Source organism: Stenotrophomonas sp. SKA14, assembly GCF_000158575.1.
GTDB classification, from domain to species: Bacteria; Pseudomonadota; Gammaproteobacteria; order Xanthomonadales; family Xanthomonadaceae; genus Stenotrophomonas; species Stenotrophomonas forensis.
Window position 1 is genome coordinate 2,747,521 of record NZ_DS999412.1, and the last position, 26,523, is coordinate 2,774,043.

Genomic DNA, 26,523 nt, shown 5'->3' on the forward strand with positions numbered 1-26,523 from the left:
CCCGCCATGAGCACCCGACTGCGCCTGCCCGCGCTGCGCCATCGCGATGGCCACCATGCCCGCGTGACCTACGAAGAACTGTTCTTCGACCTGGTCTACGTGTTTGCGGTCACCCAGCTCAGCCACCACCTGCTGCATCACCTTGATCTGGCCGGCGTGCTGCAGACCCTGGTGCTCTGGTTCGCGGTCTGGCTGGGCTGGCAGTACGCCTGCTGGGTCAGCAATTGGTTCGACCCGCAGGCGCCGCGCATCCGTGGCCTGCTGTTTGCCACCATGCTGCTGGCGCTGCTGATGTCTTCGTCCATTCCCGAGGCGTTTGCCGACCGGGCCTGGATGTTCGCCGGGGCCTACGCCACGATGCAGGTGGGGCGCACGGCATTCGTCCTGTTCGAGGTCGGTCGCAACCATCCGCTGGCGCCCAACTTCCGCCGCATGCTGGCCTGGGTCAGCGTTTCGGCGTGCTTCTGGCTGGCCGGTGCCGCGGCCGATGGCTCTCTTCGCCTGGCATTGTGGGTGGTGGCGGTGGCCTGCGAGTACATCTCGCCGATGTTCGGTTTCGCGTTCCCGGGCATGGGCCGTTCGCACACCCGTGACTGGACCATCGAGGGCGGGCATCTGGCCGAGCGCTGCCAGCTGTTCGTCATCGTGGCGTTGGGCGAAACCCTTCTGGCCACCGGCGGCGTGCTCAGTGAAGTCGAGCACTGGAGCGGCGAAGTGGTCTCGGCCGTGCTGGCCACGTTCGCCGGCACGATTGCCATGTGGTGGCTGTACTTCGGCATCTCCAGCCGCGATGCCACCGAGGCCATCACCCATGCCGAAGACCCAGGGCGGATGGGCGCCAACTTTCATTACGTGCACGCGCTGCTGATCGCCGGCATCATCGCCACCGCAGTGGGCAACGATCTGGTCATGGACCACCCGGCGGCGGCCGTCAGCACGGTGTACGCCATCGTGATGGTGGCGGGCCCGCTGATCTATCTGCTGGGCAGTGCCCTGTACAAGCGCGTGGTCTATGGGCATGCGCCGCGCTCGCATCTGCTGGGCGCCGCCGCGCTGCTGGTGCTGGGCCTGGCGTTGCCATGGATGCACCTGCTGGCCGCCGGATGGCTGACCAGCCTGGTGCTGCTGGGCGTGGGACTGCTGGACACGCGGCTGAAGCGGCGCACCCGGCAGGTGGAGGGCTAGAACCCGCCGCCGGTCTTGAAGCCACCGCCACCGCTGATGCCGCCGCCGCTGCGGAAACTGCTGCCGCTGGAACTGGAGCTTGAACTCGAACTCGAGCTGGAGCTGAAACTGGAACGAGAGCTTGAACTGCTGGATCCGCCCGCAAGCAGGTCGAACAGACTGCCAGAGGAGCGGGTGGTGCTTCGGCTGCTGGTTGTGCTGAAGAAGGACGCGGCGACGGTGGCCGGGGCGGCGGCCCGGTAGCTCGGTGCCTCGTACGCCTGGCGCTCGATATCCGCAGCGGCCTGGTAGCTCCTGCGCGCAGCCTGCAGGCTGTCCAGGCGCTTCTTCAGTACGGCCATTTCGCGGGTGTGCTCGCCCACCATGCCATCGATCTCGCCCAGGCGCAGGCGACTGCGATGGATGCGTTCGAGCACGGCATCGTCCTCGCCGGAGGCGGTGGCGGCGACGCGCCGGTACAGGTCGTCCATGCTTTTGGCCGACAGCGTGCGCGCCAGCGCGGTGAGCAGGGCGCCGCCTTCGGCATCGGTCCAACTGCGGAAACCATCGATCTGTGCCTGCTTGGCATCCACGGTCTGCCGATGCAGCTGCTCGGCCAACAGCGCCTGCGCCACCTCGCCCTGTGCCGTCTGCAGCTGCTGGCGCAGCGGGTCGCCGCCGGCGTCGGCGAGGGCGGCGTCGCGGGCCTGCTGCACCGGCTGGCGGGCCGCCTCGACGTCGGCACGGGCCCGTCCGGCATGTTCCTGCAGATAGGGCGGAAGCTCGACCAGGGTGGCGTACTCGCGACGCGCCCGGTCGAAGCCGCACAGCTCGGCCAGCCAGCCATCGACCGTGCGCACCAGCGGCCAACCGCGATAGGCCGCGCTGCCGAAGCTGCGACGGTGCAGGTACATGAAGATCGGGTCGGCCTGGTAGGCGCCGGCCTTGGCATCATGCTCCGACTGCGCAGAGGCGGCCATGCGTTCGACCGTGTCGGCGCGCGCCTCGGCCAGCTGCAGGTCGTTCTGCAGCACCCTGTAGGTGGGCTCCGCTTCCAGCGTCGTGTCCACCTGGTTCTGCAGGGCCTGCCACTGGCCGCCAGCGGCGTCGCGTGCGGCAACGGCCTCCTGCGAGCGCTGCTGCAGCGACTGTTCGATGTCCAGCAGCGCCTGCAGCTCGTCGGCCAGCACCGCCGCTTTGCGATCGCGGCGCTGCAGGTCGGCGCTGGACTGCTGCAGCAGGTCCCTGGCCACCATCGGCGGCGAATCAATAGCGGCCTCGGCCTGCAGGCGGGCCAGTGCATTGAAGTCTTCGCGGACCCGGCCGTGCAGCGCTTCCTGCTCCTTGATCAGTTCCCGGCACTGGTCGCCGCGCGTGGCCAGTTGTGCCTGCACCTGGCCGATATCGGTTTCGACATCGGCAATCGCGTCGTTCAGATCTCTCATGTCAGTTCCTTACCCATCACCATTCGGTGATGTAGCCGCCGGTGGTGGGCATGCGGAAACGCGGCGACAGGCTGCCGCGCGGCTTGCTGCCGATCTGGTCGTCTTCGATGATGCCGTTGTCCTGCTTGTCCGCGGCAACCCGGTTGTAGGTTGCCTCCGGCACGCGCACGGCGAACAGCGAGGCCCATTCGTCCTTGCCGGTTTCCTCGTTGCGGATCAGCAGTTCGGTGGCGTTGCCGGCCTCGTCCAGCGCTTCGGTCACCAGGTAATAGTTGCGGCTGCCATTGGCCTTTTCGCTGTAGCGCCAGACGCCGGTACGCTCACCGTCACGGTTGACGATGCGGTAGACCAGGGTCTTGGACAGCAACGCCACCAGCTGGCCGACTTCGTCGATCGCCGGCCCGGCGTCGGCCAGAGTCTCAACGCGGACCCGCTGGGCGGCCTGGTCGAGCGCACGCTCCAGCCGTTTGCGGTCCTCGCCCGAAACGCCCGTGGCCAGGCCGTCGGCCTTGAGCTGGGCCAGCCGTTCGTTGAGCGCGGCCAGTGTGTCGGCACTGCCGATCAGGTCCTTCAGGGTGGTCACCGCCTGGCCGGCTGCGGCCATGTCTCCGGCGCGAAGTGCGACGTCGCCGCCGGTGTAGGCGCGTGCCCGTACCTTCTCGGCGTCCGGTGTGAGGCGTGCTGCTTTCGCGGCCGCATTGGTGGTGTCCAGCAGTTCGCTGGCATCGATGGCCTGGCCGAGGGTGGTCACCCGCTCGGTCAGTGCGGGCAGGGTTTCCCTGGCGCGCGCCAGCAGCGCTGCGGCAGCCTGCCGCTGCTGCTCCACCTGGGCGGCGGCCTGTTCGCCGGTGGCGCTGCCGCCGCTGCTGATACGCGTGAGCTTGTCCTTGCGGATCAGGGTGGGCAGGTCCGCCATGGCGGCGGGCACGCCGGCAAAGCGCCGCTGTGTTTCGGCCAGCGCGGCCTGTGCGCCTTCGGTCAGCGGCTGCAGGCGCTCACCGCTGGCCGTGGCACGTAGCAGCAGCCCCTGCAGGGCCTGTTCCTGCCCCGCCAGAAGGGCGCGCGTTGCGGCAGCCTCCTGTTGCTGCGCGGCCACCTTGTCGTTCAGCACCTGCACGTTCTTCTGCACGTTGCTCTCGTGCACGAACGCACCAAAGCTGCGCGCCATCACCAGCAGCATGCCGAGCACCAGCAGCAGGAAGACTGCCAGCAGCGCCCACTTCAACAGGCGGACCCGATCGATCCAACGCCGCGCCAGCCAGGCCTTCCAGCCACGCGGCGCGGCATGGAGGTAGCGCTGCTCACGCTGGGCCTGGATGCCAGCCTCGAGGATCTCGTCGGAGACCTCGATGCCCTGCGAGCGGTACAGCTCAAGCAGGCGCTGCTTCAGCGCCGCCTTGTCATGGCCGCTGTCGGCCAGCGCCTTCATTTCGGCATTGCGATAGCGCAGCTGGTCGACCACATCCATGGTCAGCAGCGCATCCTGCAGCTCGGCAGGGGCCATCGTCGCACTCACCTCAGCGCGACTCCGGGCTCGGCGGTGCCTGCAGCAGCGCGGCGAAACGCTGCTTGCCCTGTTCGACATACTCGGCAATCTCCGCCGAGTCGCGGGTGGCCTGGCCGCGCAGCTGCTCGATTTCCTGCAGCGACGTCTCCTGGAAGCGCACCACCGCATCGACCAGCTTGCGCACCGAATCGACGCCGATGGTGGCGCCGTAGCCGGCCTTCAGGCCCTCGTGCAGTACTTCATCGCCGATGTTGGCCACCGCTTCCAGGCCCTTGGAGGTGCCCTCGGTCATCGCATTGAGCGCCTGCGTGGACTCGTGCAGGCCCATCTGCGTGGTGAAGGCCAGGTTCAAGGCGGTGAAGCTGGTTTCATTGGTGGAGAAGAACACCACCGAGCGCTCGTTGACGCGGCGCTTGACCTCGTGCGACTGGTGCACGCGCAGCATGATCGCCTCGGAGGTGGCGTAGTTCACCTGCAGGTTCTCGGCCAGGTCCTTGGCCAGCTGGTAGCGTGACTCCTCGGCCTGGTTGTTGCGCAGGGCTTCATCGCGGGCCATCACCAGGCGGCCGGTGTCGGCGGCATCGGCGGCCGGGCCGGCCGATTCCACGCGCTGCTGTGCCTGCTTCAGCGCCTCGCGCGCATCGGCCAGCGCCTGCTCCTGCAGCTTCAACAACTCATGCGCCTGGATTTCGGCATCCTTGATCGACAGGCGGAAGTCGCCGTACATCTCCAGCACGCGCGATTCGCGCTGCAGCTGCTCGGCCGAATCGCGGCTGACCTCCAGGAACGTACGGCGGATCTTCTCGAACCGGCTCGGGATGTCACCGCGGGTGACCTTCATCCACAGGTTCTGCAGGCGTTCGCCCATGTCGATCCTGCCGTCGCGCACCTGTTCGACCATGGTGCTGGCGTCGTCACGGATGCTGTCGAAGGCGCGGACGATCTCGGTGTAGCGGTCGGACACCTTGGCCGAGCTGATTTCATCACGCATCACGGCATTGAAATGGCCGGACTGCTGCAGCACGCGGGCAATGGCCACCACGCGGCCCTGGTCGAGGGTGGACAGCTGCGAGACCAGCGAGATGGCCGGTGCGTTGTTGTCCTGGGGGGCGGCCAGGCCCAGGCTGCGCAGCGTGGCCATGGCGCGGTCGAGGTACTTGATCGGCGCGGTAGCGGCCGGCGTGGCAAGGAGAGTGTTCTCGGGCATTTCGACGGCTCCGGTCAGGGCAAGCGATGAGGAACCTGCCGCGCCGAACGGGCAGGGTGCTGCGAAACAGAGGGGAAGGGGAGCGGGAGGCGAGTGCTGCACGGCAGGGCGGCCCGGTCGAGGGCGGCTGGCCCGGCAAGGGCGACGATGATGTCCTGTTCAAGCATGGTGCATTCCCTGCAGATCGCCCCCCTGGCGATTCCGTGCCCATTGTAGCGGCGGTGACGGGCAGGTGAAGCCCCACCGATGGCAGGGTGGAGTAGCGTTGGCGCACATGCCGGTGCAGGCAAGCGAGGCCTTCGTGCAGAACCTACCGCAGTGGTTGATCTGGGCTGGACTGTCCGCCGTGTTCGCGGCGCTGACCGCGCTGTTCGCCAAGGTGGGCGTCAAGGGCGTCGACTCGGACCTGGCCATGGCCATCCGCACCCTGATCGTGGCGGCGGTGATCCTGCCGCTGGTGGTGATCACCGGCAAGTGGTCAAACCCGCTGCTGCTGCCGGGGCGCACCCAGCTGTTCCTGGTGCTCTCCGCCCTGGCGACCGGCGCGTCGTGGCTGTTCTACTTCCGCGCGCTGCAGAGCGGCGAACTGGCCAAGGTCGCAGTGGTCGACAAGTTCAGCGTCGTGCTGGTGATCGTGCTGGCCTATCTGCTGCTGGGTGAGCGGCCCAGCCTGCGCGAGTGGAGTGGCATCGGCCTGGTCGTGGCCGGGGTGATCGTGCTGGCCACCCGGAAATAGCGCAAGCGGAATGCGGGGCGACGCTGCCGACCGCTCTGCCTTGCTGCAGGGTCAGGGCGTGCCCGCCTGCAAGCGGTCGTACATCCGCACCAGATCGACCAGAGTGCGCGCGCCCATCTTGCGCATCACCTGTGCGCGGCGTACCTTCACCGTGATCTCGCTGACCGCGAGGTCGCCGGCGATCTGCTTGTTGAGGCGCCCGCGCACCACGCCATCGACCACCTCGCGCTCGCCGGCATTGAGCGTGTTCCAGCGCTGCTGCAGGGCATCGAGTGCCTCGCCGTCACGGCGGCGCTGGCGATCGATCTCGATGCCCTTGTGGATCGCATCCAGCAGCTCCTGGTCACGGAACGGCTTGGTCAGGAATTCGATGGCGCCGTCCTTGATCGCGTTCACGCCCATCGCAATATCGCCGTGGCCAGTGATGAACACCACCGGCAGCTGCAGGCCATGCGTGCCCATGCTGCGATGGAACTCAAGCCCACTCTGGCCCGGCATGCGCACATCCAGCACCAGGCAGGCCGGTGCATCGTCCAGTTCGTGGTCCAGGAACGCCTGGGTGGAGGCGAAGGCCCTTACCTGCAGTCCCATTGACGCCAACAGATCCTCAAGCGCCGCGCGCACCGAGGGGTCGTCGTCGATCACGTAGACGATCGGTGCCGGATCGGCAACCGGGGCAGTGGGCTTACGCATGAGGAACATCCGTGGCGATGGGCAGGTCGAAGACGAAGCAGGCCCCGCCGCCGCTCGGGCGCTCGGCGCGGATCTGGCCGTCGTTGGCTTCGATCATCGAACGGCTGAGGCTGAGGCCGAGGCCAAGACCGTGTGATTTGGTGGTCCAGAACGCATCGAACACACGCTCGGGATGGTCGGCGGGGAGGCCGACACCGCGATCGCGCACACTGAGGCTGATCCGCTGACCGTCGCGTTGGGTCAGCAGCGACAGGCGCCTGTCAGCGGCAGGCACCGCTTCCATCGCGTCCACCGCATTGAGGATCAGGTTGCCGATCACCTGCTGCACCTGTACGCGGTCGGCCTGCACCGGTGGCAGGTCGGCATCCAGCAGCAGCGCCACCGCCACGCCATGCCGATCCAGCTCGCTGCGTGACAGTGCCAGCATTTCTTCCACCGCCTGGTTCAGATCGAAGGCGCGTCGCTCCGGCGCGGCACCCTGGGTCAGGCCCCGGATGCGCGCGATCACGTCGCCGGCGCGGTGCGCATCGGCCAGGATGCGGGCCACGGTCTGCCGCGCCTTGTCCACATTCGGCGGGTCCTGCGCCAGCCAGCGCTGGCAGGCCTCGGCACTGCTGGCGATGGCCGCCAGCGGCTGGTTCACCTCGTGCGCGATGGAGGTGGTCAGCTCGCCCACGGTGGAAGCGCGCGCGACCCTCAGCAACCGCCCTTGTGCCTCCTGTACCGCCGCCTTGGCCGCTTCCATGTTCAGGGCCAGGTAGGTGGTGATGCCGATCACCAGCATGCCGATCACCGAATTGACCAGGCCGATACGGTAGGTGCCGAAGCGGGTCAGGAAGAAGCTGAGAGCGGTCAGCGCGATGCAGGCAAGGGCCAGCGTGATCAGCCCACGGGCGGCCAGCACGCGCGAGGCGGCCAGGATGACCGCCGCGTAGAAACACGCCGCCGCAACGGCGTAGTCGGTGACGGTGTCGATCAGGAAGATCGCCGCCATCACGACGATCAGGGCCAGCAGCACCAGCGGGCGACGGGGCGACAGCGATGGCATCGGGACAGCTCCCTGGCGTGGGCGGAAAGGATAGCAAAGCGATGCTGGGTAGTGCCGGCCGCTGGCCGGCAGCTGCAGGATCTTCCCGGAGCTTCATGAGGTGCCGGCCAGCGGCCGGCACCTACCGAAGCGATGCACGGTGCGTCGGGGGATCATGAGGTTGCCGGCCAGCGGCCGGCACTACTCCTCCAGGCTGGCGTTCCAGAATCCCTGCAGTACGCCAGGCGTGGTCGCCAGCGTTGCCAGCACGGCATCCAGTTCGCCGGCATCGACCGTGGTGGCATACAGCACTGCTTCGATCTCCACATCGCGCTCGCCAAACGGCCGCTGGTCCACTGCGCGCACCGGGTACTGCGCCTGCTCCAGTAGCAGCAACAGCTGGTCCAGCACCTCGGCCTGCTGCTCGCGCTGGCAGACCACGTTGATCGCATAGGTCGCCTCGCTGAAGGCTTCCGGCAGCGGCTGCCGCTGGATGCGGTTCACCACCGGCCGCAACAGCGTGTTGGCGGCCAGCACGAAGATCGCGGCCATCACCGCTTCCGGCAGCAGCTTGATGCCGGCGCACGCGCCCACCGCCGCCGAGCCCCACAGGGTGGCGGCGGTGTTCAGGCCGGAAACCTGCGCGCCGTCCTTCATGATCGCGCCGGCACCGAGAAAGCCGACGCCGGAAATCACATAGGCCACCACATGCAGGGGCGACGGCGGCCCGCCGTACAGGTCATGGAAGCGCACGGCCAGGTCGACGAACACCGCCGCGCCCACCGCCACCAGCGTGTTGGTACGCAGCCCGGCGGTGCGCTGGCGCAGTTGCCGTTCCAGGCCGATGATCGTTCCCAGTACGAAGGCCACCGTCAGGCTGATCAGCGAGCTCAGGGTTGCGCCGGCGTTGAACGCCGGCAGGTTGGGGTTGATGTCCATTGTGTTTCTCCCTGGACGAGGCGGCGGATCGTTACTGCCAGCCGTAGCGACGGATGTAGAACCGCTTCAGCGCGGTGGTCAGCACCGCATAGCCGAACAGGATCGCCGCCAGGAACGGCCAGTAGCCGGCCGGCAGGGCCTGCAGCTTGAAGTAGCCGGCCAGCGGACTCATCGGCAGGGCCACGCCGATGGCCATGATCAGGCCGGTCATCATCAGCAGCGGCGGTGCGGCGATGCTCTGCAGGAACGGCACCTTCGGCGTGCGGATCATGTGCACGATCAGGGTCTGGGTCAGCAGGCCGACCACGAACCAGCCGGACTGGAACAGGCCCTGGTCGGCTGGCGTGCGTGCATCGAATACGTACCACATCAAGGCGAAGCAGGTCAGGTCGAAGATCGAGCTGATCGGCCCGAAGAACACCATGAAGCGGCCGATGTCCGCCGGGTTCCACTTCAGCGGCTTGCGTACCAGTTCCTCGTCCACGTTGTCGAACGGAATGGCGATCTGCGAGATGTCGTACAGCAGGTTCTGCACCAGCAGCTGCAGCGGCAGCATCGGCAGGAACGGCAGGAAGGCCGAGGCCACCAGCACCGAAAACACGTTGCCGAAGTTGGAACTGGCCGTCATGCGGATGTACTTGAGCATGTTGTTGAAGGTGCGCCGGCCCTCGATGACGCCTTCCTCCAGCACCATCAGGTTCTTTTCCAGCAGGATGATGTCGGCGGCCTCCTTGGCGATGTCCACGGCGCTGTCCACGCTGATGCCGATGTCGGCCGCACGCAGCGCGGGCGCATCGTTGATGCCGTCGCCGAGGAAGCCGACCACCTTGCCCTGAGCACGCAGCTCACGCACCAGGCGCTCCTTGTGCAGCGGGGTCAGCCGGGCGAACACGCGATGGTGGTGCAGCGCCCGCGACAGTGCGCCATCATCCATGCGCTCGATCTGCGGGCCGGTCAGGATGGTATCGGCGTCCAACCCGACCTGGGCGCAGACGCGGGCGGTGACCAGTTCGTTGTCGCCGGTGAATACCTTCACCTCCACGCCATGCGCGGCCAATGCCTGCAGTGCCTGCGCGGCGGACTCCTTCGGCGGGTCGAGGAAGGCCACGTAGCCGACCAGGGTCAGGTCGCACTCGTCGGCCTGCGAGTATGCGGTCTGGCTGGCTGCGGTTTCCTTCATCGCCACCGCCACCACGCGCAGGCCCTGTTCGTTCAGTTCCTCGGTGGTCTGCCGTACGCGCGCCAGGCGCCGCTCGTCCAACGGCATGTCGTGGCCGTTCTCGCGCACGGTGCTGCACACGGCCAACATTTCTTCCACCGCGCCCTTGCAGATCAGCTCGTGATGATCCTCGCGCTCGGAGACCACCACCGACATGCGGCGGCGCTCGAAGTCGAACGGGATTTCGTCCACCTTGTGGTAGTCCTGCGACAACCGCAGCGAGCTCTGCAGCTCCACGTGCTCCAGCACCGCGCGGTCGAGCAGGTTGATCAGCCCGGTCTGGAAATGGCTGTTGAGGTAGGCGAAGGCCAGCACGTCCTCCGAATCGTTACCGAACACGTCGGTGTGGCGTTCCAGCGCGATCTTGTCCTGGGTGAGGGTGCCGGTCTTGTCGGTGCACAGTACTTCCATCGCGCCGAAGTTCTGGATCGCATCCAGGCGCTTGACGATCACCTTGCGCCGCGACAGCAGCACCGCACCCTTGGCCAGGGTGGAGGTGACGATCATCGGCAGCATTTCCGGGGTCAGCCCCACTGCCACCGACAGTGCGAACAGGAACGCCTCGGTCCAGTCGCCCTTGGTCCAGCCGTTGATCAGCAACACGAACGGCACCATCACCAGCGCGAAGCGGATCAGCAGCCAGCTGACGCTGTTGACGCCGGCCTGGAATGCGGTGGGCGCACGGTCGGTGGCGGTGCTGCGCTGGGCCAGGGTGCCGAAGTAGGTGCGGTTGCCGGTAGCCAGAACGATGGCGGTGGCGGTGCCGGACACCACGTTGGTGCCCATGAACAGCAGGTTGTGCTGCTCCAGCAGGCCGGCCAGGCCATCGCCCGGGTGCGCGAACTTCTCCACCGGCAGCGATTCACCGGTCATCGCCGCCTGCGCCACGAACAGATCCTTGGCGGTCAGCACGCGGCAGTCGGCCGGAATCATGTCGCCGGCCGACAGCACGATGTGGTCGCCGGGCACCAGCTCACGGATCGGCAGGTCCAGCAGGCGTGCCGGGCGACGGCTGTGCAGGTGCGCACCGAAGTACTGGTCGGCCACGTCGGCGGCCTCGGTACCCGGATTGCGGCGCAGCACGCGTGCGGTGTTGCCGACCAGGGCCTTCAGGCGTTCGGCCGCGCGGTTGGAACGGCCCTCCTGCACGAAGCGGATCAGTGTGGACAGCAGCACCATCGCGCCGATCACGATCGTCGCCTTGAGGTCCTCGGTCAGCCACGACACCGCTGCCAGCACGGTCAGCAGCAGGTTGAACGGATTGCGGTAGCACTGCCACAGGTGGCGCCACCACGGCAGCGGCTTTTCGTGATCGACCTCGTTGGGGCCGAGCGTGGCCAGCCGCTCCCCGGCCTCATGCGGGCTGAGGCCATCGGCATGCGAATCGAGCGTGGCCAACAGCTCCGCTTCCGGCTGCTGGGCCAGGGTGACCAGGCCAGTGGTAAGCGCGAACGGCGCCGCTTCGGCGCTGCCCGGGCCGAAGCCGGCCTCGGGCATCGCACGGCGGCGGAACAGGTTGCCTGCGCGACGGCTGCGCAGGAAGGCATTGAACCAGGCGTTGAGCAGGCTCATGGGACTCTCCTCGAATGTCAGAGCCGGCCGGGGCCGGAACACGAACGGAACGGATGGAACAGGTCAGGCGTGGCGCATCGCCAGCACCGCCGGCGACCACGGCTGCATGTGCAGGCGCTGGCTGCCACCGATGCACAGCGGCTTCATTGCATCGCGCAGCGGGTAGGGCAGATGGCGCAGAACGTTGATGCGCTCGCTGATCGGCAGCAGCGACAGCGCGTCGGCGACCACGCGTGGCGAGCCGAGCGAGAGCGAACGGGCGAACATGACCGGGCCGTGCTGCAGCAGCTGGCTGCGCAGGGCGGCAACATCGCGCTCACCGATCAGGCGGCGCAGGGTGATGTAGAGGATCTTGTAGGACATGGGGGCGATCTCCAGGCAGGCGGCACCTGGCGATCCCCCGTCACTCAGGCAGGCAGGGACCGGCGGGCAGGCGCCAGGAACAGGCAACAGGCAGGCATCCGGGGCGCGTCGCGCCCGGCAGGGTCGGGGTCCATCTGCGTCTCCATGAGGGGAGGGTGCCGGCCAGGGTTGCCCTGGCCAGTGGCGCTATTGTCCGCCCCTGAATGGGGCAGTCCTAGAGGCTCGTGGGTTAGCCCGGCTATACCTTGGTATAGCCACGGGCGGGAGAGCGTGCGCGGCCAACACGGCCAGGCGCGCACACGGGCGCGCCGGCGCCGGGAATCAATGCGCGGCCGCAGCTGCGGTCTGCTTGCAGACGTCGTATTCGCCGCGGCTCAGTTTCTGGTCGCGGTCGGTATCGCAGGTGTGCAGGCGCTCGGCCCAGTCCGGTGCGACCGCATCCACTTCGGCCAGGGTGACGATGCCGTCCTTGTCCTTGTCCAGTGACTCGTAGGAGGGAAGCAGCTTCACCTGGGTGACGTCTTCGGCCGCAGTGGCCTTGCTGGCTTCCTGTGGCTTGGAGCAGGCAACCAGCAGCAGGGTGCTGGCAATCACGAGGGCAGCGGGGACGAAGCGGAAACCGGTCATGGCGTTCTCCTGGGAGGCTGTGGGATCGCCAGCGTGGCGCCCTTGGCCGGATCATCGGCACCGCTCCGTAAGGGAAGCGCGAAGAAGGCCGGTGATCGCGCACGTGGGTGGGCCATCGTTCACGGGACGCCCGAGGGACGACCAGCTGACGGAATTGTCAGCCAGGCGACAGCCAGGCGCCGGAGGCTACCGGTAAGGATGGCATCAGGCCCGCGCAGCCCCCGCGCCGGCACCGGTATGGACTCCCCGCATGCGAATTCCTTTCCTGTCCGCACGAATGCGTCGCCGCCACCTCGCACTGGGCGCACTGCTGCTGGTGGTGCTGTCGCTGGTGATGCTGTTCCATGGCGTGTCGCGGGGTGACGCGCAGCCGGCCAGCACCCCGCCACCGGTGCCAGTGGTCACCGGACGCGTCGAGCAGCGCGACGTGGCGCACTGGCGCAGCGGCGTAGGCACGGTGCAGTCGCTGCAGAGCGCGGTGCTGCGGCCGCAGGTCGATGGCGTGCTCACCGAGGTGCTGTTCGAGGAAGGCCAGAAGGTGAGCAAGGGACAGCTGCTGGCCCGCATCGATGATCGCGCGATCCGCGCCGATCTGGGCGGCGCGCAGGCCGCAGTGGTGCGTGACCGCGCCACGCTGGATGCCGCACGCTCGGACCTCGCCCGCCTGCAGCAGCTGTCCACCGACCAGCTGGTCTCGCGGCAGATGCTTGAACAACAGGCGGCGACGGTACAGCAGCTGCAGGCGACCGGGCACGGCAACCAGGCGGCGGTGGACGCCGCGCAGGTGCAGCTGTCGTACACCCGCATCCTGGCGCCGATGGACGGCCGCATCGGCCTGCGCCAGGTCGATCCAGGCAATCTGGTGCGGGCCACCGATACCCAGGGGCTGGTCACCGTGCAGCAGACCGACCCGATCTCGGTGGTGTTCGCACTGCCGCAGGACGCATTGCCGCAGCTGCGGCAGGCATTGGCGTCCGGTGAAGTGGCGGTGCAGGCGCTGGACCGGGATGGTGGCCTGCTGTTGGCCGAAGGCCGCCTGCAGGTGATCGACAACCAGGTGGAGGAAACCTCCGGCACCGTGCGCCTGCGTGCGCGCTTTGCCAATGCCGATGATCGGTTGTGGCCCGGCCAGCTGGTCAGCGTGCGCGTGCGCACCGGCCAGAGCACCGGCGCCCTGGTGGTGCCGGCGGCGGCCATCCAGCGCGGCGTGGACGGCAGCTTCGTCTATCGCGTGCTCGGCGACGGCAGCGTGGAAGTACTGCCGGTCACCGTCGGCGAGGCCGAGAACGGGCAGGTGGCGGTGCAGGGCGAACTGCGCGTGGGCGATGTGATCGTGCGCGACGGCCAGTCGCGCCTGCGCCCGGGTGTGGTCGTCGCTGAAGCCGCGGCAGCGGCCGTACCCGCTGCCAAGGGCGGGGCCGCCCCATGAGTGCGCGCGTCTCGCTGTCCAGCTGGTTCGTCAGGCACCCGGTGGCGACCACGTTGCTCACCCTGGCGGTGGTTTTGCTGGGCGTGGCTGCACTGCCACGGCTGCCGGTGGCGCCGCTGCCGGAGGCCGAATTTCCCACCATCCGGGTCAATGCCAGCCTGCCCGGGGCCAGTGCCGACACCATGGCATCAGCGGTCGCCACGCCACTGGAAACGCAGCTGACCGGCGTGCCAGGCATCATCGAGATGACCTCCACCAGCGCGCTGGGCAGCACCTCGATCACGCTGCAGTTCGATCTGGAAAAGGACATCGATACCGCCGCACAGGAAGTGCAGGCGGCGATCAATGCCGCCGCCGGGCGCCTGCCCAGCGACCTGCCGAACCTGCCTACCTGGCGCAAGGTCAATCCGGCCGACAGTCCGATCCTGGTACTCAGCGTGGTGTCGGCGCAGATGTCGATGACCGAGCTGAGCGATCTGGCCGAAAGCCGGCTGGCGCGTTCGATCAGCCAGATCAGTGGCGTGTCCGAGGTCAACATCGTCGGCCAGCAGCGCCCGGCCATCCGCATCCAGGCCCAGCCGGAGCGCCTGGCGGCGATGGGCATGACCCTGTCCGACCTGCGCGGGGTAGCCCAGAACGCCAGCCTCAACCAGGCCAAGGGCGCGCTGATGGGCGAGCAGCGCACGTCCACCTTTGAAGCCAATGACCAGTTGTTCGATGCGCAGGACTACCGGCAGCTGGTGGTGGCCTATCGCGCGGGCTCGCCGGTGACGCTGGGCGATGTCGCGCAGGTGGTCGACGGTGCCGAGAACGCCTACGTGCAGGCGTGGCCGAACGGGCAGCCGGGCGTGGGCCTGATCATCAGCCGGCAGCCGGGCGCCAACATCGTGCGCACCACCGACGCAGTGCTGGCAGCGCTACCGGAGCTGCGTGCCAACCTGCCGGCCAGCGTCGATGTGGACGTACTCAACGACCGCACGCGCACCATCCGCGCCTCGCTGCACGAAGTGGAAGTGACCCTGGTGCTGACCATCGTGCTGGTGGTGCTGGTGATGGGCCTGTTCCTGCGCCAGCTGTCGGCCACGCTCATCGTCGGCGCGGTGCTGGTGGTGGCACTGGTGGCCACGTTCGCCGCCATGTACGTGGCCGGCTTCAGCCTCAACAATCTCACCCTGGTGGCACTGGTGGTGGCGGTCGGCTTCGTGGTGGACGATGCCATCGTGGTGGTGGAGAACATCCATCGTCATCGGGAGGCCGGATTGGGGCCGATCGAGGCCGCCCTGAAGGGGGCCGAGGAGATTGGTTTCACCGTGGTCTCGATCAGCCTGTCATTGATCGCGGCGTTCATCCCGCTGCTGTTCATGGGCGGCGTGGTCGGGCGCCTGTTCGCCGAGTTCGCGCTGACCATTACCGTGGCCATCCTGATCTCCATCGTGGCCTCGCTGACACTGGCGCCGATGATGGCCGCGCACCTGATGAAGCGCATGCCGGCACACCGTGACAGCCAGGACACGCTGGCCGGGCGCCTGCTGGCCGGCTACGACCGCAGCCTGCAATGGGCGCTGGGCCATCCACGACTGATACTGCTCGGCTTCGGCGTCACCGTGGCGGTGGCCGTAGTGTCGTACGTGATGATTCCCAAGGGCTTCTTCCCGTTGCAGGACACCGCGTTCGTCGTTGCCACCACCGAAGCGGCACAGGACATCGGCTTCGAGGAGATGGCGGCCAAGCACCAGCAACTGGCGAAGATCGCCGCCGAGGACCCGGCGCTGCTGGCCTACAACCATGCCGTGGGCGCGACCGGCGGCAGCCAGACCCTGTCCAACGGGCGTTTCTGGTTCATCCTCAAGGACCGTGGCGACCGCGACGTGGACGTGCACGCCTTCATCGACCGCCTGCGCGCGAAGATGGCCAGCGTGCCCGGCATCACCGTGTACATGCGTGCCGCGCAGGACATCAACCTGGGTGCCGGGCCGTCGCGCACCCAGTACCAGTACGCCCTGCGCGGGCAGGAAAGCCGCGAACTGTCGCGCTGGGCCGAACAGCTGACCACGCGCCTGCGCGGCCTGCCGCAGCTGCGCGACGTGTCCAACGACCAGCAGGTCGGCGCCAGTGTCACCCGGCTGCAGATCGACCGCACCGCCGCAGCGCGCTTCGGCCTGACCGCCAACGATATCGACCAGGTGCTCTACGACGCCTTCGGCCAACGCCAGATCAACGAGTTCCAGACCGACACCAACCAGTACCGGGTGATCCTGGAGATCGCACCCGGCCTGCTCGGCCAGGTCGACGCGTTGTCCTACTTCCACCTGCGCTCGCCGCTCACCGGGCAGATGGTCCCGTTGTCGGCCGTGGCGCAGGTGCAGCCGCCGGGCAACGGTCCGCTGTCGATCAGCCACAATGGCATGCTGCCGGCGGTGAACCTGTCGTTCAACCTGGCGCCGGGTGTCTCGCTGGGCGAGGCAGTAACGCTGGTCGAGCAGGCACAGGCGCAGATCGGTATGCCTGCCAGCATCAGCGGCCGCTTCCAGGGTACCGCGCAGGCGTTCCAGGAGTCGCTGGCCAGCCAGCCGATGCTGATCCTGGCCGCATTGCTGGCGGTCTACATCATCCTCGGTGTGCTCTACGAGAGTTTCGTGCACCCGCTCACCATCCTGTCCACCCTGCCTTCGGCCGGTATCGGTGCGGTGCTGATGCTGTGGCTGTGGGGCCTGGATTTCTCGATCATGGCGCTGATCGGCATCGTGCTGCTGATCGGCATCGTCAAGAAGAACGGCATCCTGATGGTCGACTTCGCCCTCGATGCGCAGCGCAATCGTGGGCTAACGCCATTGCAGGCCATCCATGAGGCCTGCCTGACCCGTTTCCGCCCGATCATGATGACCACGCTGGCGGCATTGCTCGGCGCCATCCCGCTGATGATCGGCTTCGGTACCGGCTCGGAGCTGCGCCAGCCACTGGGCGTGGCGGTGGTGGGTGGCTTGCTGATCAGCCAGGTGCTGACCCTGTACAGTACCCCGGTGATCTACCTGGCCCTGGACCGGCTGTTCCTGCAGCGCCGACGTGAGCGCAGGGCAGCGGCAGGCGCCGCGCTGACGGAGCCCGGATGAAACTGCTGATCGTCGAGGATGAGAGCAAGACCGCCCATTACCTGCGCACCGGGTTGGGCGAGCAGGGCTGGGCAGTGGACCTGGCCTCCGACGGCGTGACCGGCCTGCACCTCGCCCGCGAGTTCGACTACGACGTGATCGTGCTGGACGTGATGCTGCCGGGCATGGATGGCTTCAACGTGCTGCGCGAACTGCGCCGCAGCAAGCAGACTCCGGTGATCATGCTGACCGCGCGTGATCGCGTGGATGATCGCGTGCATGGGCTGGGGCAGGGCGCCGACGACTACCTGGTCAAGCCGTTCTCGTTCATCGAACTGCTGGCGCGCCTGCAGGCACTGGTGCGGCGCGGGCGCCAGCAGGAGCCGACCGAACTGCAGGTGGGCGACCTGCAGGTGAACCTGCTGGCACGCCGCGCCTATCGTGACGGCGCACGACTGGACCTGACCGGCAAGGAGTTCGCGCTCCTGGCGTTGCTGGCGCAGCGGCGTGGACAGATCCTGTCCAAGACGGTGATTGCCGCCCAGGTATGGGACATCAACTTCGACAGCAACACCAACGTGGTGGAAGTGGCGATCAAGCGGCTGCGCAGCAAACTCGATGGCCCGTACCCCAGCAAGCTGCTGCACACGGTGCGCGGCATGGGCTACGTGCTGGAAGTGCGTGACGACGAGGACGATGGTCGATGAGGATGTCGATTGCGCAGCGCCTGTCGGCGATGTTCGCGCTGGCTGCGCTGCTGGTGTTCACCCTGCTGGGCATCGGCGTATACGGCGTGCTGGAGCGGCAGGTGGTGCGCTACCAGCATGCCGAGCTGCAGACCAAGCTGCACGCGGTCAGCGGCAGCGTGGCGATGTGCGATACCCGCGAACGCTGGAGCAAGGTGCGCGACAAGGTCGGCAACCTGATCTCCGGCGACCGCGACACGCTGGTCTGGGCCTGGAGTGATGACCCGACCTTCCGCATCGGGGCGGAGCGTCCTTCGGTGCGGCCACCGGCCAAGGGCGATGCGGGGATGGGGACGTTGCAGCGGGCAGGCGAGCACCCATTGCGCACCCTCTACGAGCACGTGCCCGGCAAGGGGGTGCGGCCGGCCGTGGATCTTTGGATCGGCATCGATTCGGAGCCCTACACCCACGCATTGCAGCGCTTTGCGTGGGCGCTGTTGATCGCCGGTGCGCTGGGCGTGCTACTGGTGGCCGGGCTTGGCTACTGGATCGCGCGCCTGGGGCTGGCACCGCTGCGCGCGCTTTCGAACGAGGCGCGCTCGCTCAGTCCACAACGGCTGTCGCAACGCCTCGCGGCCGATGGCCTGCCTGCGGAACTGGGCCACCTGACCGGCGCGTTCAATGGCGCACTGGACCGGCTGGAAGCGGCCTACACCCGCCTGGATGGCTTCAACGCCGACGTCGCCCACGAACTGCGCACGCCGCTGGCCAACCTGATGGGCCAGACCCAGGTGGCGTTGTCACGGCCGCGCGACAACGCCGAACTGCAGGAGGTGATGCAGTCCAACCTGGAAGAGCTGGAGCGGCTGCGTGCCATCGTCAACGACATGCTGTTCCTGTCGCGTGCCGGGCAGGGTGACATCGCCATGGAGACCCGTCAGGTTGCGCTGGCCGAGGAAGTGGCGGCTGCAGGCGATTTCCTCGAGCTGTTGTTCGAGGATGCCGGGCTGACCCTGCACATCGAGGGTGACGCCACCGCCCGCATCGATCCCTCGCTGTTCCGGCGGGCATTGACCAACCTGCTGCACAACGCCGTGCAGCATGCGCGGCCGGGAAGCGAGGTGCGCGTGCAGCTGCAGGCCGAAGGCGAGGGCGCGCGCATCGCGGTGATGAACGAGGGTGCGGGCATCGCCGCCGAGCACCTGCCGCTGCTGTTCGAGCGCTTCTACCGCGTGGACCAGGCCCGTGAGTACCGGGGCGAACGCCATCACGGCCTTGGGCTGTCGATCGTCAAGGCCATCGCCATGCTGCATGGTGGCGACGTGTTCGTGGCCAGCCACGAGGGGCTGACCACGGTGGGGTTCACGGTCGCCTGCTGAGGCGGCAGCTCAGCTGCACTGGCCGAACTGGTCGGCAAACGCATCCGTGGCACGTACCAGCGCGTCAACCGTGGCCAGTTCGTTGGCACTGTGGCCCGAGGTCACCATTTCCAGCCGCGCTTCCGGCCATGCCTTGGCCAGATCCCAGGCGCTGCGCGGCGGGCAGATAATGTCGTAGCGGCCCTGCACGATCACGCCGGGCAGGTGGCGGATGCGGTCGATATCGCGCAGCAGCTGGTTGGCTTCAAGGAAGATGCCATTACGGAAGTAGTGCGCCTCGATGCGCGCCTTCGCCAGCGTGTCCAGCGGATCATCGGTGGATACGGCATCCACATCGTGCTGCAGGGTGGCGGCGTTGTCTTCCCAGCCCAGCCACGCCTGTGCCGCTTCGATGCGGGTGGCTTCATCGGCGCTGTCCAGGCGTGTCCAATAGGCCGCGATCATGTCGGCGCGCTCGCCCTCCGGAATATAGGCCTCGTAGCGGTCCCAGCGTTCGGGGAAGATCCAGCGCGCACCGCCGCTGGCCTCTGCGAACCAGCGGTTTTCGATTTCGCGGCCGAGGAACACGCCGCGCACGATCAGGCCGGTCGCACGCGCGGGATGCGCCTGCGCATAGGCCAACGACAGCGTCGAGCCCCAGGAGCCGCCGTAGACCAGCCAGCGTTCGATGCCCAGATGCTCACGCACCTTCTCGATGTCGGCCACCAGCGCCTGCGTGGTGTTGTCGCGCAGCTCGCCGAACGGCGTGGAGCGCCCGCTGCCACGCTGGTCGATCAGCACGATGCGGTAGCGCGCCGGGTCGAAGAAGCGGCGATGGGTCGGCGAAATGCCGGCGCCCGGCCCGCCGTGCAGGTACACCACCGGTATTCCGTCCGGCGTGCCGCACTCCTCGATGTGCAGGGTGTGCAGATCGCTCACCGCCAGGGTGAACTGGTGGTAGGGCTCGATGGCCGGGTACAGGGTACGCATGACGGGTGTCTCACAAGCAGGGCCTGCCAGCATACCTCCCACCGTGGTAGCTGGTACGCAGCTTGTCGCACCTGATCGCACGATGGCCTTCGGCGTTCAGGCAGCCGCGGCGTGGCAGTCATGGGGCGATGCACGAAGGAAGCGGCGGGCGGATTCAAGCAGCCGGGGGGACCCGGTATCCAGTGCCGCGCCGGCATACTCGCCCACAACGTGCAGCGTGCCGGCGCCGACCCCGTCGCAACGGTGCCCCAGCAGCAGTACCGGTACGCCGGCCAGGCGCGCAAGACGCAGCGGCGCCGGCACGACGTCGCTGGCGGCCACGTCATTCATGGTCAGCAGCGTAAAGACCTTGGCCCCGCGCCGCAGCTGGCGCCACGCCATGCCGCGCGTTCCATCGCGATCCACGTCCAACCGGTGCCCCACGCGCTGCAGCGCCAGCAGCGTGCGGTACGCGCGCGACTGCTCGTGATGAGGGCAGCGCACGAAATAATGGGCCGGTGCGCCCGGGCGATCCAATGCTGCGGCCAGCCCAAGCTCGGCGTCGCCGCTTGGCAGCACGCAGACCACGCCGCGACGGCCGGCGGAAGCGGGCCACAGGCCCTGCGGGTCGTGCCAGGTCATCGATCGCAGGTGGCGTTGCAGTTCAGCGTGCGGGAGCGATAACAGGCGGTGCCAGCGCACCCGTCGCAGCCAGGCGCGGGCCAGCGCACGCGCTGTCCATCGGGTCGCCTCCGCCTGCGTGCACCCTGATGCGTATACGCGTGCGCGCAGGCGATTGAACCGGCCCGCCAGCAGCGTCGGGCCCAGCCAGGCGAAGGCCTGTTCGGCAAGCCAGGAATGCAGCCACCCGGGCAACAGAGGTGATGCCAGCACGCCAAGCCGCAGGCCGGCGCGCCGGCAGGCATGGCCCAGCATCAGCTTCAGCACCCATAGGCGCTCTCGCATCCTCCGCCCCTGCATGGCCGCACTCCCGTTCTGGATCGGGGGCAGGATGGCGGGCTGGGAGGCCGCGATATAGCGGACAAGTTCGAAATCTCGATGGCGGGTGAATGCGTCATTCATGCAGCGGTTTTTGGACATCGTCCTACATCTGCGCCGGGCCGCAGCTTCCATGCTGTTCACCCAGCCCTCATCAGGCGTTTCGGGATACGACCGCCATGACGTCCACCCCTCCTTCCATTGCAGATACCTTGCGCCGTCTGCGTACCCGCACCAAGGCGGGCGCGGCTGCTGCAGGCGAGCTGCTGGCGCTCAAGCGCTATCCGCGGCGCCTGATGCTGGCCTGTGGCGCAGTGCTCAGCCTGTTGTCGATCAGCGTGCTGGTCACCCTCATCGTGGTGCAGGTGAACAGTTATGAAGCACGCCGCATCGCCGAATTCCGCCGCGCCCACAATGCGCTGCAGATCCAGCTGGGCCGGCAGGACGCCAGCTATGCACGGCTGGCCAACATGGCCGAGTACGCCTGGGGCCGGAACATCCAGCTGGGCCAGTACAGCCCGGAGGCGCTGCGCGCCGCCTACCTGCAGGGCGACCAGCGCCTGGTGGTGGTGGCCGACGACGGCAGCAAGCCGCAGATGGCACTGGGCCTGGCCACTGCCGCGTGGGCGCCGCGAACGCTGGAACGCTACCTGGAGCTGAGTGCGGCGGTGTCGCTGATCCAGCGGCTGACCAGCACGCCGAACGACGGCGAACCGGCCAGCGTGTCGTACTTTTTCGACCCCAGCGGCCAGTATCTGTCGCTGGACAAGGGCCTGACCGAGCGCAGCCTGCGCGAGGCACTGGCGGTCACCTCGCGTGCCGAGGTGTTTGAACATCTGCGGGCGCCAGCGCACCTGCTGGCACCCGCGTCCAGCGTCGACCAGATGCCGTTGCTGGAAAGCGTCGCCAGCAGCAATCAGCCGCGGCGGTCCTTCGGCCGTCATCCGATCAGTGGCGAGGCATCGCTGGTTTCAGTGTTCCAGGCCAGCGAGGCCGGTCGCCCGTTCGCCACCTTCGTCGCCTATGAGCCGGTTGCCGGCCTGCAGACTCTGCTGGCCCGCAACAGTCAGGGCTATCTTTCGCTGCTTGATCGTGACGGCCTGCGCCTGTTGAGCGCCAACCAGCCGGCGGCGGCACGCCATGGTCCCGGCGTGGATCGCGACTGGATCCTGCTCGGCGATGCCACCCGTGCGCGTTACCACAATGGCCGCTTCACCCTTGCACTGGCGGTGGACGGCACGCCGTGGACGCTGGTGGAAACCTACTGTTGGGCCGACATCCTGCGCAGCATCACCCCGATGCTGCTGAGCAGTGCGGCGATGCTGCTGGGCGGGCTGGTGCTGCTGTGGGGGCTGTTGCTGTGGCTGCACCGGCGCATGTACTCGCCGGCGCTGCGCCAGGTGAAGGCCATCTATGCCCGTGATCGGCGCCTGCGTTTGTTGCTGGAACATGTTCCGGTGGGCGTGGCATTGATGGACGCGGCCACCGGCGACATCCAGGACTGGAATGGCCCGTTGCAGGACATGGACCGGGCCACCGGGGCGCGCTTGATCCGGCAGCTGCGTGCAGCAGTCACCACGGCTGACCTCGGCAATGGCCCGGTGACCCTCAGCGACGATCTGCCGCGCGTGCTCGACCACGGCCAGCGCCTGTACCACCGCACGCATCTGTACTGCGGCAATGGAAGCTGGCCGGGCAGCGTGCTGCTGATCGTGGAAGACATCAGCGACCATGTGCGTGCAGTCCAGCACGAGCAGGGGCGTTGGGCCGAGGCCGAGGCCGGCAGCCATGCCAAGTCGAATTTCGTGGCGGCAATGAGCCACGAACTGCGCACGCCGCTGCACGGCATCATCGGTCATCTGGAACTGCTGGGCCGCGCACCGCTGCCGGCCGAGGCCAGTGAACGGGTGCTGCGCCTGCGCCAGTCGGCCGATGCGCTCATGGATGTCATCACCGACGTGCTGGACCTGTCGCGCATCGAGTCGGGGCAGTGGACGCTGCATCCCGAGCGCTTCTCGCCGGTGGCGATGCTTGAACGCGTGGCCCTGCTGTATGCCCCGGTGGCGCAGGCCAAGGGGCTGCAGCTGGATTGCGTGGTGGACCCGGGTGTACCGACCGCGGTGGTCGCGCTGATGGGCACGATCGAGCGGGTGCTGCGCAACCTGGCCAGCAATGCACTGAAGTTCACCGCCTCGGGGCGGGTGCAGCTGCGCGTGTCCTGCCTGCGTGGCGAGAGCGGCAGCCATCTGCGCCTGGAAGTGACCGACTCCGGCATTGGCCTCAGTGCCGACGAATGCGCGCGCCTGTTCCAGCCTTTCGTGCAGGCCGATGCCAGCATCCTGCAGCGTTTCGGCGGGTCCGGGTTGGGCCTGGCGCTGTGCCAGCAGCTGTGTGAGTGCATGGGCGGTCGCATCTGGGTGGAAAGCACGCAGGGGGTCGGCAGTCGCTTCATCGTCGAGGCGCCGCTGCTGGGCACACCCAGCGTGCGCCCGGCCGTGCCCCTGCAGGGCCACTCGATCGGCCTGCTGGCCTCGGCCGGGCCATGGCGTGACGAACTCGGGCGCCGGCTGCAGGACTGGGGCGCACAGGTGCAGTTCCTCAACCCGTTGGAGCACGGCGCCCCGCCCGTTGCCGACCTGGCCGCCGTCGTTCTGTTCGAGCCGGCGCCGGACCAGCTGCTGCGCATCGCCGAGCGCGGCATTCCGCGCGTGCTGGTCAGCCGCGATGGGCCGGTGCGGGCGCGCTGGGACGGGCAGACAGCCATGGTGTCCTGCTACGCCAGTAATGCGCTGTACCAGGCCGTGCAGCAGGCCCTGCCGGGGCCAGCGCCCAGCCTGACAGCCCGTGCTGCAATCGGATAAATTGCATGGGCACTCACCTCAGGATCACGGTCATGGCAGGCTCAGATGCAGTGCATGGCCCCGGCAGGCGCTCGGCCGCCACGCGCCTGGACGACCTGCGCCAGCTGCGCCGCCGGCTGCTGTTCGGGGGCGGGGCGCTGATCACCGTGCTGGTGCTGCTGACCGCCATCGTCAGTTCCATCGCCGATGTCGAAGAGTTCCATGCCCGCGAGCGGCACTCGTTCAACGAGGCCCGTGCGGCGGTCGAGTACTACCTGCTGCAGCGTGATCGTGCCTACGCCACCTCCATCAACGGCAATGACGTGCTGTGGCGCGACCAGCGCCCGGGGTTGATTGCCACCGGCGCTGCGCTGGCCGGACGCTTCCACGCACAGGGCGAAGAAGTGCTGGTCCGCGCCGAAGGACGCACTGCGGTGCCGTGGCTGGTGCTGGGGCTGAAGAACAATCCGTTGCCGGAACAGGAGCTGGCCGCCTACCTGGGCATGGTGGACATCTACTCGGCCTACACCGCCGATTCGATCACGTCGCAGAATGCCTCCGGGCCGCTGCTGGTCTATGCCTACGAGCCGCAGGGGCGGCTGCTGGCAGTGTCCAACATCGGTGACGAAGCCCAGCTCTTGCAGACCCTGGGCGTGGCCACCCGCCAGCAGGCCTTTGCACGGCTGCTGCACGAAGAAGCACAGGTCCGCCAGGTGCCGCCGCGGCCCGGCCCGATCCGCGAGGCCGCACGCGAGGGGCGCCTGCTGTCGCGCTATGGCATCAACCCGTTCACCGGCCAGCCGTCGCTGGTCGGCATGGTCACCCTGGCCGAAGGCACCACGCCCTATTTCCGGCGTGTGGTGTTCGAATCGATCGGCACCATCAAGGCCCAGCTGGAGGCGCGTGAGCAGGGCCGCTACCTGGTCACCACTGCAGACCGGCAGGTCGTGCTCAGTACCGGTGGCCTGACCAGCCGGGAACAGAGCCTGCTGATGACACTGCCCCCAGGCAACGGAGGGCGCGCGGGTGCACAGCCGTTGCGGCGGTACAGCCAGGGGCGGTTCGTGGTGGCATGCAGGCTGCCGGGCGTGGACTGGACGCTCGGCCACGTCTACGACTGGTCCGACGTCTGGCGCAGCCAGGGGCCGTACCTGCTGGCGCGCGCGCTCAGCGCACTGCTGATCATCGGGCTGCTGTGGTGGCTGCTGCAGCGCATCGACCGGCGTGTATTCACCCCGGCGCTGGCCGATGCGTCGCGGGTGTACGAGAGTGAGGCGCTGAGCCGGGTCATCATCGGTACCGCGCCGATCGGCCTGGCGCTGCTGTCGCGCAGCAACGGCGAGCCGCTGCTGCAGAACGACACGGCACGCCAGCTGGTCGAGACCGTACACGAGGCCGGCGAGGACGCCACGCTGCCGCCGCTGTATGCGCGCCTTGCCGAACTGGGCCGCAATGCCAGCATCGATGAAGTGCTGGAACTGCAGTGGTCGCCCGCCGAATCGGGCACCGCCACCCAGCTGCAGATCAGCATGGCGCAGGCCACCTATTACGAACAGCCGGTGTGGGTCTGCGCACTGCGCGACGTCACCGCCCAGGTGGAACTGGAAGACAACCTGCGCCGTGCACGCGAGGATTCCGAAGCCGCACGCCAGTCCGCCGAGGCGGCCAACCGGGCCAAGTCCGCCTTCGTGGCCACCATGAGCCATGAGATCCGCACGCCACTCAACGGCGTGCTGGGCCATCTGGAGCTGCTGGCCCGTTCGCCGCTGCAACCGGGGCAGCGCGAGCGCTTGGACCGCATCCGCTTCTCGGCCGACGCGCTGATGCGCATCATCAGTGACGTGCTGGATTTCTCCAAGATCGAGGCCGGCCAGCTGGACGTGGAGCCCGTGCCCTTCGCGTTGCGCCCGCTGATCGAAGGCGTGGCGCTGCTGTTCGCGCCCGACGCCCTGCGCAAGGGCGTACGCCTGTACTTCACCGTGGACGCGGCGGCCGACCAGCGCTGCGTGGGCGATGCCCATCGCATCCGCCAGATCCTCACCAACCTGGTGGGCAACGCGGTCAAGTTCACCGAGTCCGGGCGCATCCTGCTGCGGGCAGAGTTACACCGCGCAGCAGGGCAGGGAGCGCAACTGCGCGTGCAGGTCATCGACTCCGGCATCGGCATGAGCCCGGAACAGACCGCGCAGCTGTTCCAGCCGTTCCAGCAGGCCGACGCGAGTGTTTCGCGCCGTTACGGCGGCAGCGGGCTTGGCCTGGCACTGTGCCTGCAGATCGCCCAGGCCATGGGCGGGCAAGTGTCGGTGGAAAGCACCGAAGGGGTTGGCAGCAGCTTCACCCTGCTGCTGCCGATGCAGGTGCAGGCATTGCAGCCACCGCCCCCGCAGCCGCTGCGCGGCCGGCGGGTGACGGTGCTGTCGAGCACGCCGGAATGGCGCACCGAGATGGAGCGCCTGCTGGTCGCGTGGGGCGCGACCGCCACGGTGCTCGACCGCCCGCAGAACGACGACGAGGGCGGCGACGCGTTGCTGATCGTGGGCGACCACCGCGCATGGAGCATCGACGAAGAGCAGCAGCTGATGCAGGGCTACACGCGCACCGTGCATGCCCATGCGCAGGGCCCGCTCAGCGCGGAAACGCGTGGCGACCGCATC

At 68.0% G+C, this 26,523-nt stretch carries 18 protein-coding genes and 1 pseudogene; 8 read left to right on the forward strand and 11 right to left on the reverse strand.

All coding sequences use genetic code 11. From position 1 onward, the window contains the following. The first annotated feature begins 6 nt into the window (after positions 1 to 6). On the forward strand, positions 7 to 1,185 hold the full coding sequence (locus SSKA14_RS12450; RefSeq protein WP_008264812.1) for a low temperature requirement protein A: 1,179 nt from the start codon (positions 7 to 9) through the stop codon (positions 1,183 to 1,185). Here SSKA14_RS12450 and SSKA14_RS12455 read toward each other — a convergent pair. The 3 genes from SSKA14_RS12455 to SSKA14_RS12465 are packed head-to-tail and all read right to left on the reverse strand — an operon-like array spanning position 1,182 to position 5,323. Further along, the gene (locus SSKA14_RS12455) at positions 1,182 to 2,609 is read right to left on the reverse strand and encodes a hypothetical protein (protein ID WP_008267298.1); all 1,428 of its coding nucleotides are present in this window, start codon (positions 2,607 to 2,609) and stop codon (positions 1,182 to 1,184) included. The genes SSKA14_RS12450 and SSKA14_RS12455 overlap by 4 nt on opposite strands. Positions 2,610 to 2,625: 16 nt before the next feature. Further along, complete coding sequence (locus SSKA14_RS12460; protein WP_008265931.1) at positions 2,626 to 4,113, reverse strand: DUF6384 family protein; 1,488 nt, start codon at positions 4,111 to 4,113, stop codon at positions 2,626 to 2,628. A 13-nt stretch (positions 4,114 to 4,126) separates the two neighbouring features. Continuing rightward, positions 4,127 to 5,323, reverse strand: a complete 1,197-nt coding sequence (locus SSKA14_RS12465; RefSeq protein WP_008268342.1) for a hypothetical protein — start codon at positions 5,321 to 5,323, stop codon at positions 4,127 to 4,129. Between the two features lie 274 nt (positions 5,324 to 5,597). On the opposite strand from SSKA14_RS12465, the gene SSKA14_RS12470 reads away from it, so the two are divergent. Further along, positions 5,598 to 6,059, forward strand: coding sequence for an EamA family transporter (locus SSKA14_RS12470; RefSeq protein ID WP_008265477.1), 462 nt, complete (start codon positions 5,598 to 5,600; stop codon positions 6,057 to 6,059). Positions 6,060 to 6,110: 51 nt separating this feature from the next. Here the strand turns inward: SSKA14_RS12470 and SSKA14_RS12475 are convergent, their stop codons facing one another. The 6 genes from SSKA14_RS12475 to SSKA14_RS12500 form a co-directional block, all read right to left on the reverse strand. Further along, on the reverse strand, positions 6,111 to 6,752 hold the full coding sequence (locus tag SSKA14_RS12475; RefSeq protein ID WP_040007631.1) for a response regulator: 642 nt from the start codon (positions 6,750 to 6,752) through the stop codon (positions 6,111 to 6,113). Then, positions 6,745 to 7,800, reverse strand: coding sequence for an ATP-binding protein (locus SSKA14_RS12480; RefSeq protein WP_008267944.1), 1,056 nt, complete (start codon positions 7,798 to 7,800; stop codon positions 6,745 to 6,747). The genes SSKA14_RS12475 and SSKA14_RS12480 overlap by 8 nt, the downstream gene beginning before the upstream one ends. 180 nt (positions 7,801 to 7,980) lie before the next feature. Continuing rightward, a complete protein-coding gene (locus SSKA14_RS12485) occupies positions 7,981 to 8,718 on the reverse strand; it encodes an MgtC/SapB family protein (RefSeq protein WP_008268004.1) in 738 nt (245 codons plus the stop codon). 31 nt (positions 8,719 to 8,749) lie between these two features. Beyond that, the gene (gene mgtA, locus SSKA14_RS12490) at positions 8,750 to 11,509 is read right to left on the reverse strand and encodes a magnesium-translocating P-type ATPase (protein ID WP_008268413.1); all 2,760 of its coding nucleotides are present in this window, start codon (positions 11,507 to 11,509) and stop codon (positions 8,750 to 8,752) included. A gap of 63 nt (positions 11,510 to 11,572) precedes the next feature. Further along, positions 11,573 to 11,872, reverse strand: a complete 300-nt coding sequence (locus tag SSKA14_RS12495; RefSeq protein WP_006447714.1) for a hypothetical protein — start codon at positions 11,870 to 11,872, stop codon at positions 11,573 to 11,575. Between the two features lie 321 nt (positions 11,873 to 12,193). Continuing rightward, the gene (locus SSKA14_RS12500; RefSeq protein WP_008266835.1) at positions 12,194 to 12,499 is read right to left on the reverse strand and encodes a hypothetical protein; all 306 of its coding nucleotides are present in this window, start codon (positions 12,497 to 12,499) and stop codon (positions 12,194 to 12,196) included. A gap of 250 nt (positions 12,500 to 12,749) precedes the next feature. Here SSKA14_RS12500 and SSKA14_RS12505 point away from each other — a divergent pair, with 250 nt between their 5' ends. From SSKA14_RS12505 to SSKA14_RS12520, 4 genes are read left to right on the forward strand one after another with little or no spacing between them, the layout of a single operon-like run. Then, positions 12,750 to 13,928, forward strand: coding sequence for an efflux RND transporter periplasmic adaptor subunit (locus SSKA14_RS12505; RefSeq protein ID WP_050413372.1), 1,179 nt, complete (start codon positions 12,750 to 12,752; stop codon positions 13,926 to 13,928). Continuing rightward, positions 13,925 to 17,038 (forward strand): multidrug efflux RND transporter permease subunit, encoded by a 3,114-nt coding sequence (locus SSKA14_RS12510; protein ID WP_008266724.1) that lies wholly within the window; start codon positions 13,925 to 13,927, stop codon positions 17,036 to 17,038. The genes SSKA14_RS12505 and SSKA14_RS12510 overlap by 4 nt, the downstream gene beginning before the upstream one ends. After that, entirely contained in the window at positions 17,035 to 17,724 is a 690-nt protein-coding gene (locus tag SSKA14_RS12515) for a heavy metal response regulator transcription factor (RefSeq protein ID WP_008267773.1), read from the forward strand. The genes SSKA14_RS12510 and SSKA14_RS12515 overlap by 4 nt, the downstream gene beginning before the upstream one ends. Further along, positions 17,721 to 19,082, forward strand: coding sequence for a heavy metal sensor histidine kinase (locus SSKA14_RS12520; RefSeq protein ID WP_040007635.1), 1,362 nt, complete (start codon positions 17,721 to 17,723; stop codon positions 19,080 to 19,082). The genes SSKA14_RS12515 and SSKA14_RS12520 overlap by 4 nt, the downstream gene beginning before the upstream one ends. A 9-nt stretch (positions 19,083 to 19,091) precedes the next feature. Here SSKA14_RS12520 and pip read toward each other — a convergent pair whose 3' ends face one another. Both pip and SSKA14_RS12530 read right to left on the reverse strand, forming a co-directional pair. After that, entirely contained in the window at positions 19,092 to 20,051 is a 960-nt protein-coding gene (gene pip, locus SSKA14_RS12525; RefSeq protein WP_008267082.1) for a prolyl aminopeptidase, read from the reverse strand. Positions 20,052 to 20,147: 96 nt separating this feature from the next. Further along, positions 20,148 to 21,164, reverse strand: coding sequence for a hypothetical protein (locus tag SSKA14_RS12530; protein ID WP_232281391.1), 1,017 nt, complete (start codon positions 21,162 to 21,164; stop codon positions 20,148 to 20,150). A gap of 44 nt (positions 21,165 to 21,208) precedes the next feature. Between SSKA14_RS12530 and SSKA14_RS12535 the strand changes: the two genes are divergently transcribed. Next, the gene (locus SSKA14_RS12535) at positions 21,209 to 23,890 is read left to right on the forward strand and encodes an ATP-binding protein (RefSeq protein ID WP_008265818.1); all 2,682 of its coding nucleotides are present in this window, start codon (positions 21,209 to 21,211) and stop codon (positions 23,888 to 23,890) included. 1,676 nt (positions 23,891 to 25,566) lie between these two features. Continuing rightward, positions 25,567 to 26,166, forward strand: a pseudogene (locus SSKA14_RS24120) (ATP-binding protein); the annotation flags it as partial. Positions 26,167 to 26,523: the final 357 nt, after the last annotated feature.

What these genes read in the sequence shown, in the direction of transcription:
- SSKA14_RS12450 (WP_008264812.1), top strand. Translation starts at nt 7, where the DNA reads ATGAGCACCCGACTGCGCCTGCCCGCGCTGCGCCATCGCGATGGCCAC.
- SSKA14_RS12455 (WP_008267298.1), bottom strand. Translation starts at nt 2,609, where the DNA reads ATGAGAGATCTGAACGACGCGATTGCCGATGTCGAAACCGATATCGGC.
- SSKA14_RS12460 (WP_008265931.1), bottom strand. Translation starts at nt 4,113, where the DNA reads ATGGCCCCTGCCGAGCTGCAGGATGCGCTGCTGACCATGGATGTGGTC.
- SSKA14_RS12465 (WP_008268342.1), bottom strand. Translation starts at nt 5,323, where the DNA reads ATGCCCGAGAACACTCTCCTTGCCACGCCGGCCGCTACCGCGCCGATC.
- SSKA14_RS12470 (WP_008265477.1), top strand. Translation starts at nt 5,598, where the DNA reads ATGCCGGTGCAGGCAAGCGAGGCCTTCGTGCAGAACCTACCGCAGTGG.
- SSKA14_RS12475 (WP_040007631.1), bottom strand. Translation starts at nt 6,752, where the DNA reads ATGCGTAAGCCCACTGCCCCGGTTGCCGATCCGGCACCGATCGTCTAC.
- SSKA14_RS12480 (WP_008267944.1), bottom strand. Translation starts at nt 7,800, where the DNA reads ATGCCATCGCTGTCGCCCCGTCGCCCGCTGGTGCTGCTGGCCCTGATC.
- SSKA14_RS12485 (WP_008268004.1), bottom strand. Translation starts at nt 8,718, where the DNA reads ATGGACATCAACCCCAACCTGCCGGCGTTCAACGCCGGCGCAACCCTG.
- mgtA (WP_008268413.1), bottom strand. Translation starts at nt 11,509, where the DNA reads ATGAGCCTGCTCAACGCCTGGTTCAATGCCTTCCTGCGCAGCCGTCGC.
- SSKA14_RS12495 (WP_006447714.1), bottom strand. Translation starts at nt 11,872, where the DNA reads ATGTCCTACAAGATCCTCTACATCACCCTGCGCCGCCTGATCGGTGAG.
- SSKA14_RS12500 (WP_008266835.1), bottom strand. Translation starts at nt 12,499, where the DNA reads ATGACCGGTTTCCGCTTCGTCCCCGCTGCCCTCGTGATTGCCAGCACC.
- SSKA14_RS12505 (WP_050413372.1), top strand. Translation starts at nt 12,750, where the DNA reads ATGCGAATTCCTTTCCTGTCCGCACGAATGCGTCGCCGCCACCTCGCA.
- SSKA14_RS12510 (WP_008266724.1), top strand. Translation starts at nt 13,925, where the DNA reads ATGAGTGCGCGCGTCTCGCTGTCCAGCTGGTTCGTCAGGCACCCGGTG.
- SSKA14_RS12515 (WP_008267773.1), top strand. Translation starts at nt 17,035, where the DNA reads ATGAAACTGCTGATCGTCGAGGATGAGAGCAAGACCGCCCATTACCTG.
- SSKA14_RS12520 (WP_040007635.1), top strand. Translation starts at nt 17,721, where the DNA reads ATGAGGATGTCGATTGCGCAGCGCCTGTCGGCGATGTTCGCGCTGGCT.
- pip (WP_008267082.1), bottom strand. Translation starts at nt 20,051, where the DNA reads ATGCGTACCCTGTACCCGGCCATCGAGCCCTACCACCAGTTCACCCTG.
- SSKA14_RS12530 (WP_232281391.1), bottom strand. Translation starts at nt 21,164, where the DNA reads ATGGAAGCTGCGGCCCGGCGCAGATGTAGGACGATGTCCAAAAACCGC.
- SSKA14_RS12535 (WP_008265818.1), top strand. Translation starts at nt 21,209, where the DNA reads ATGACGTCCACCCCTCCTTCCATTGCAGATACCTTGCGCCGTCTGCGT.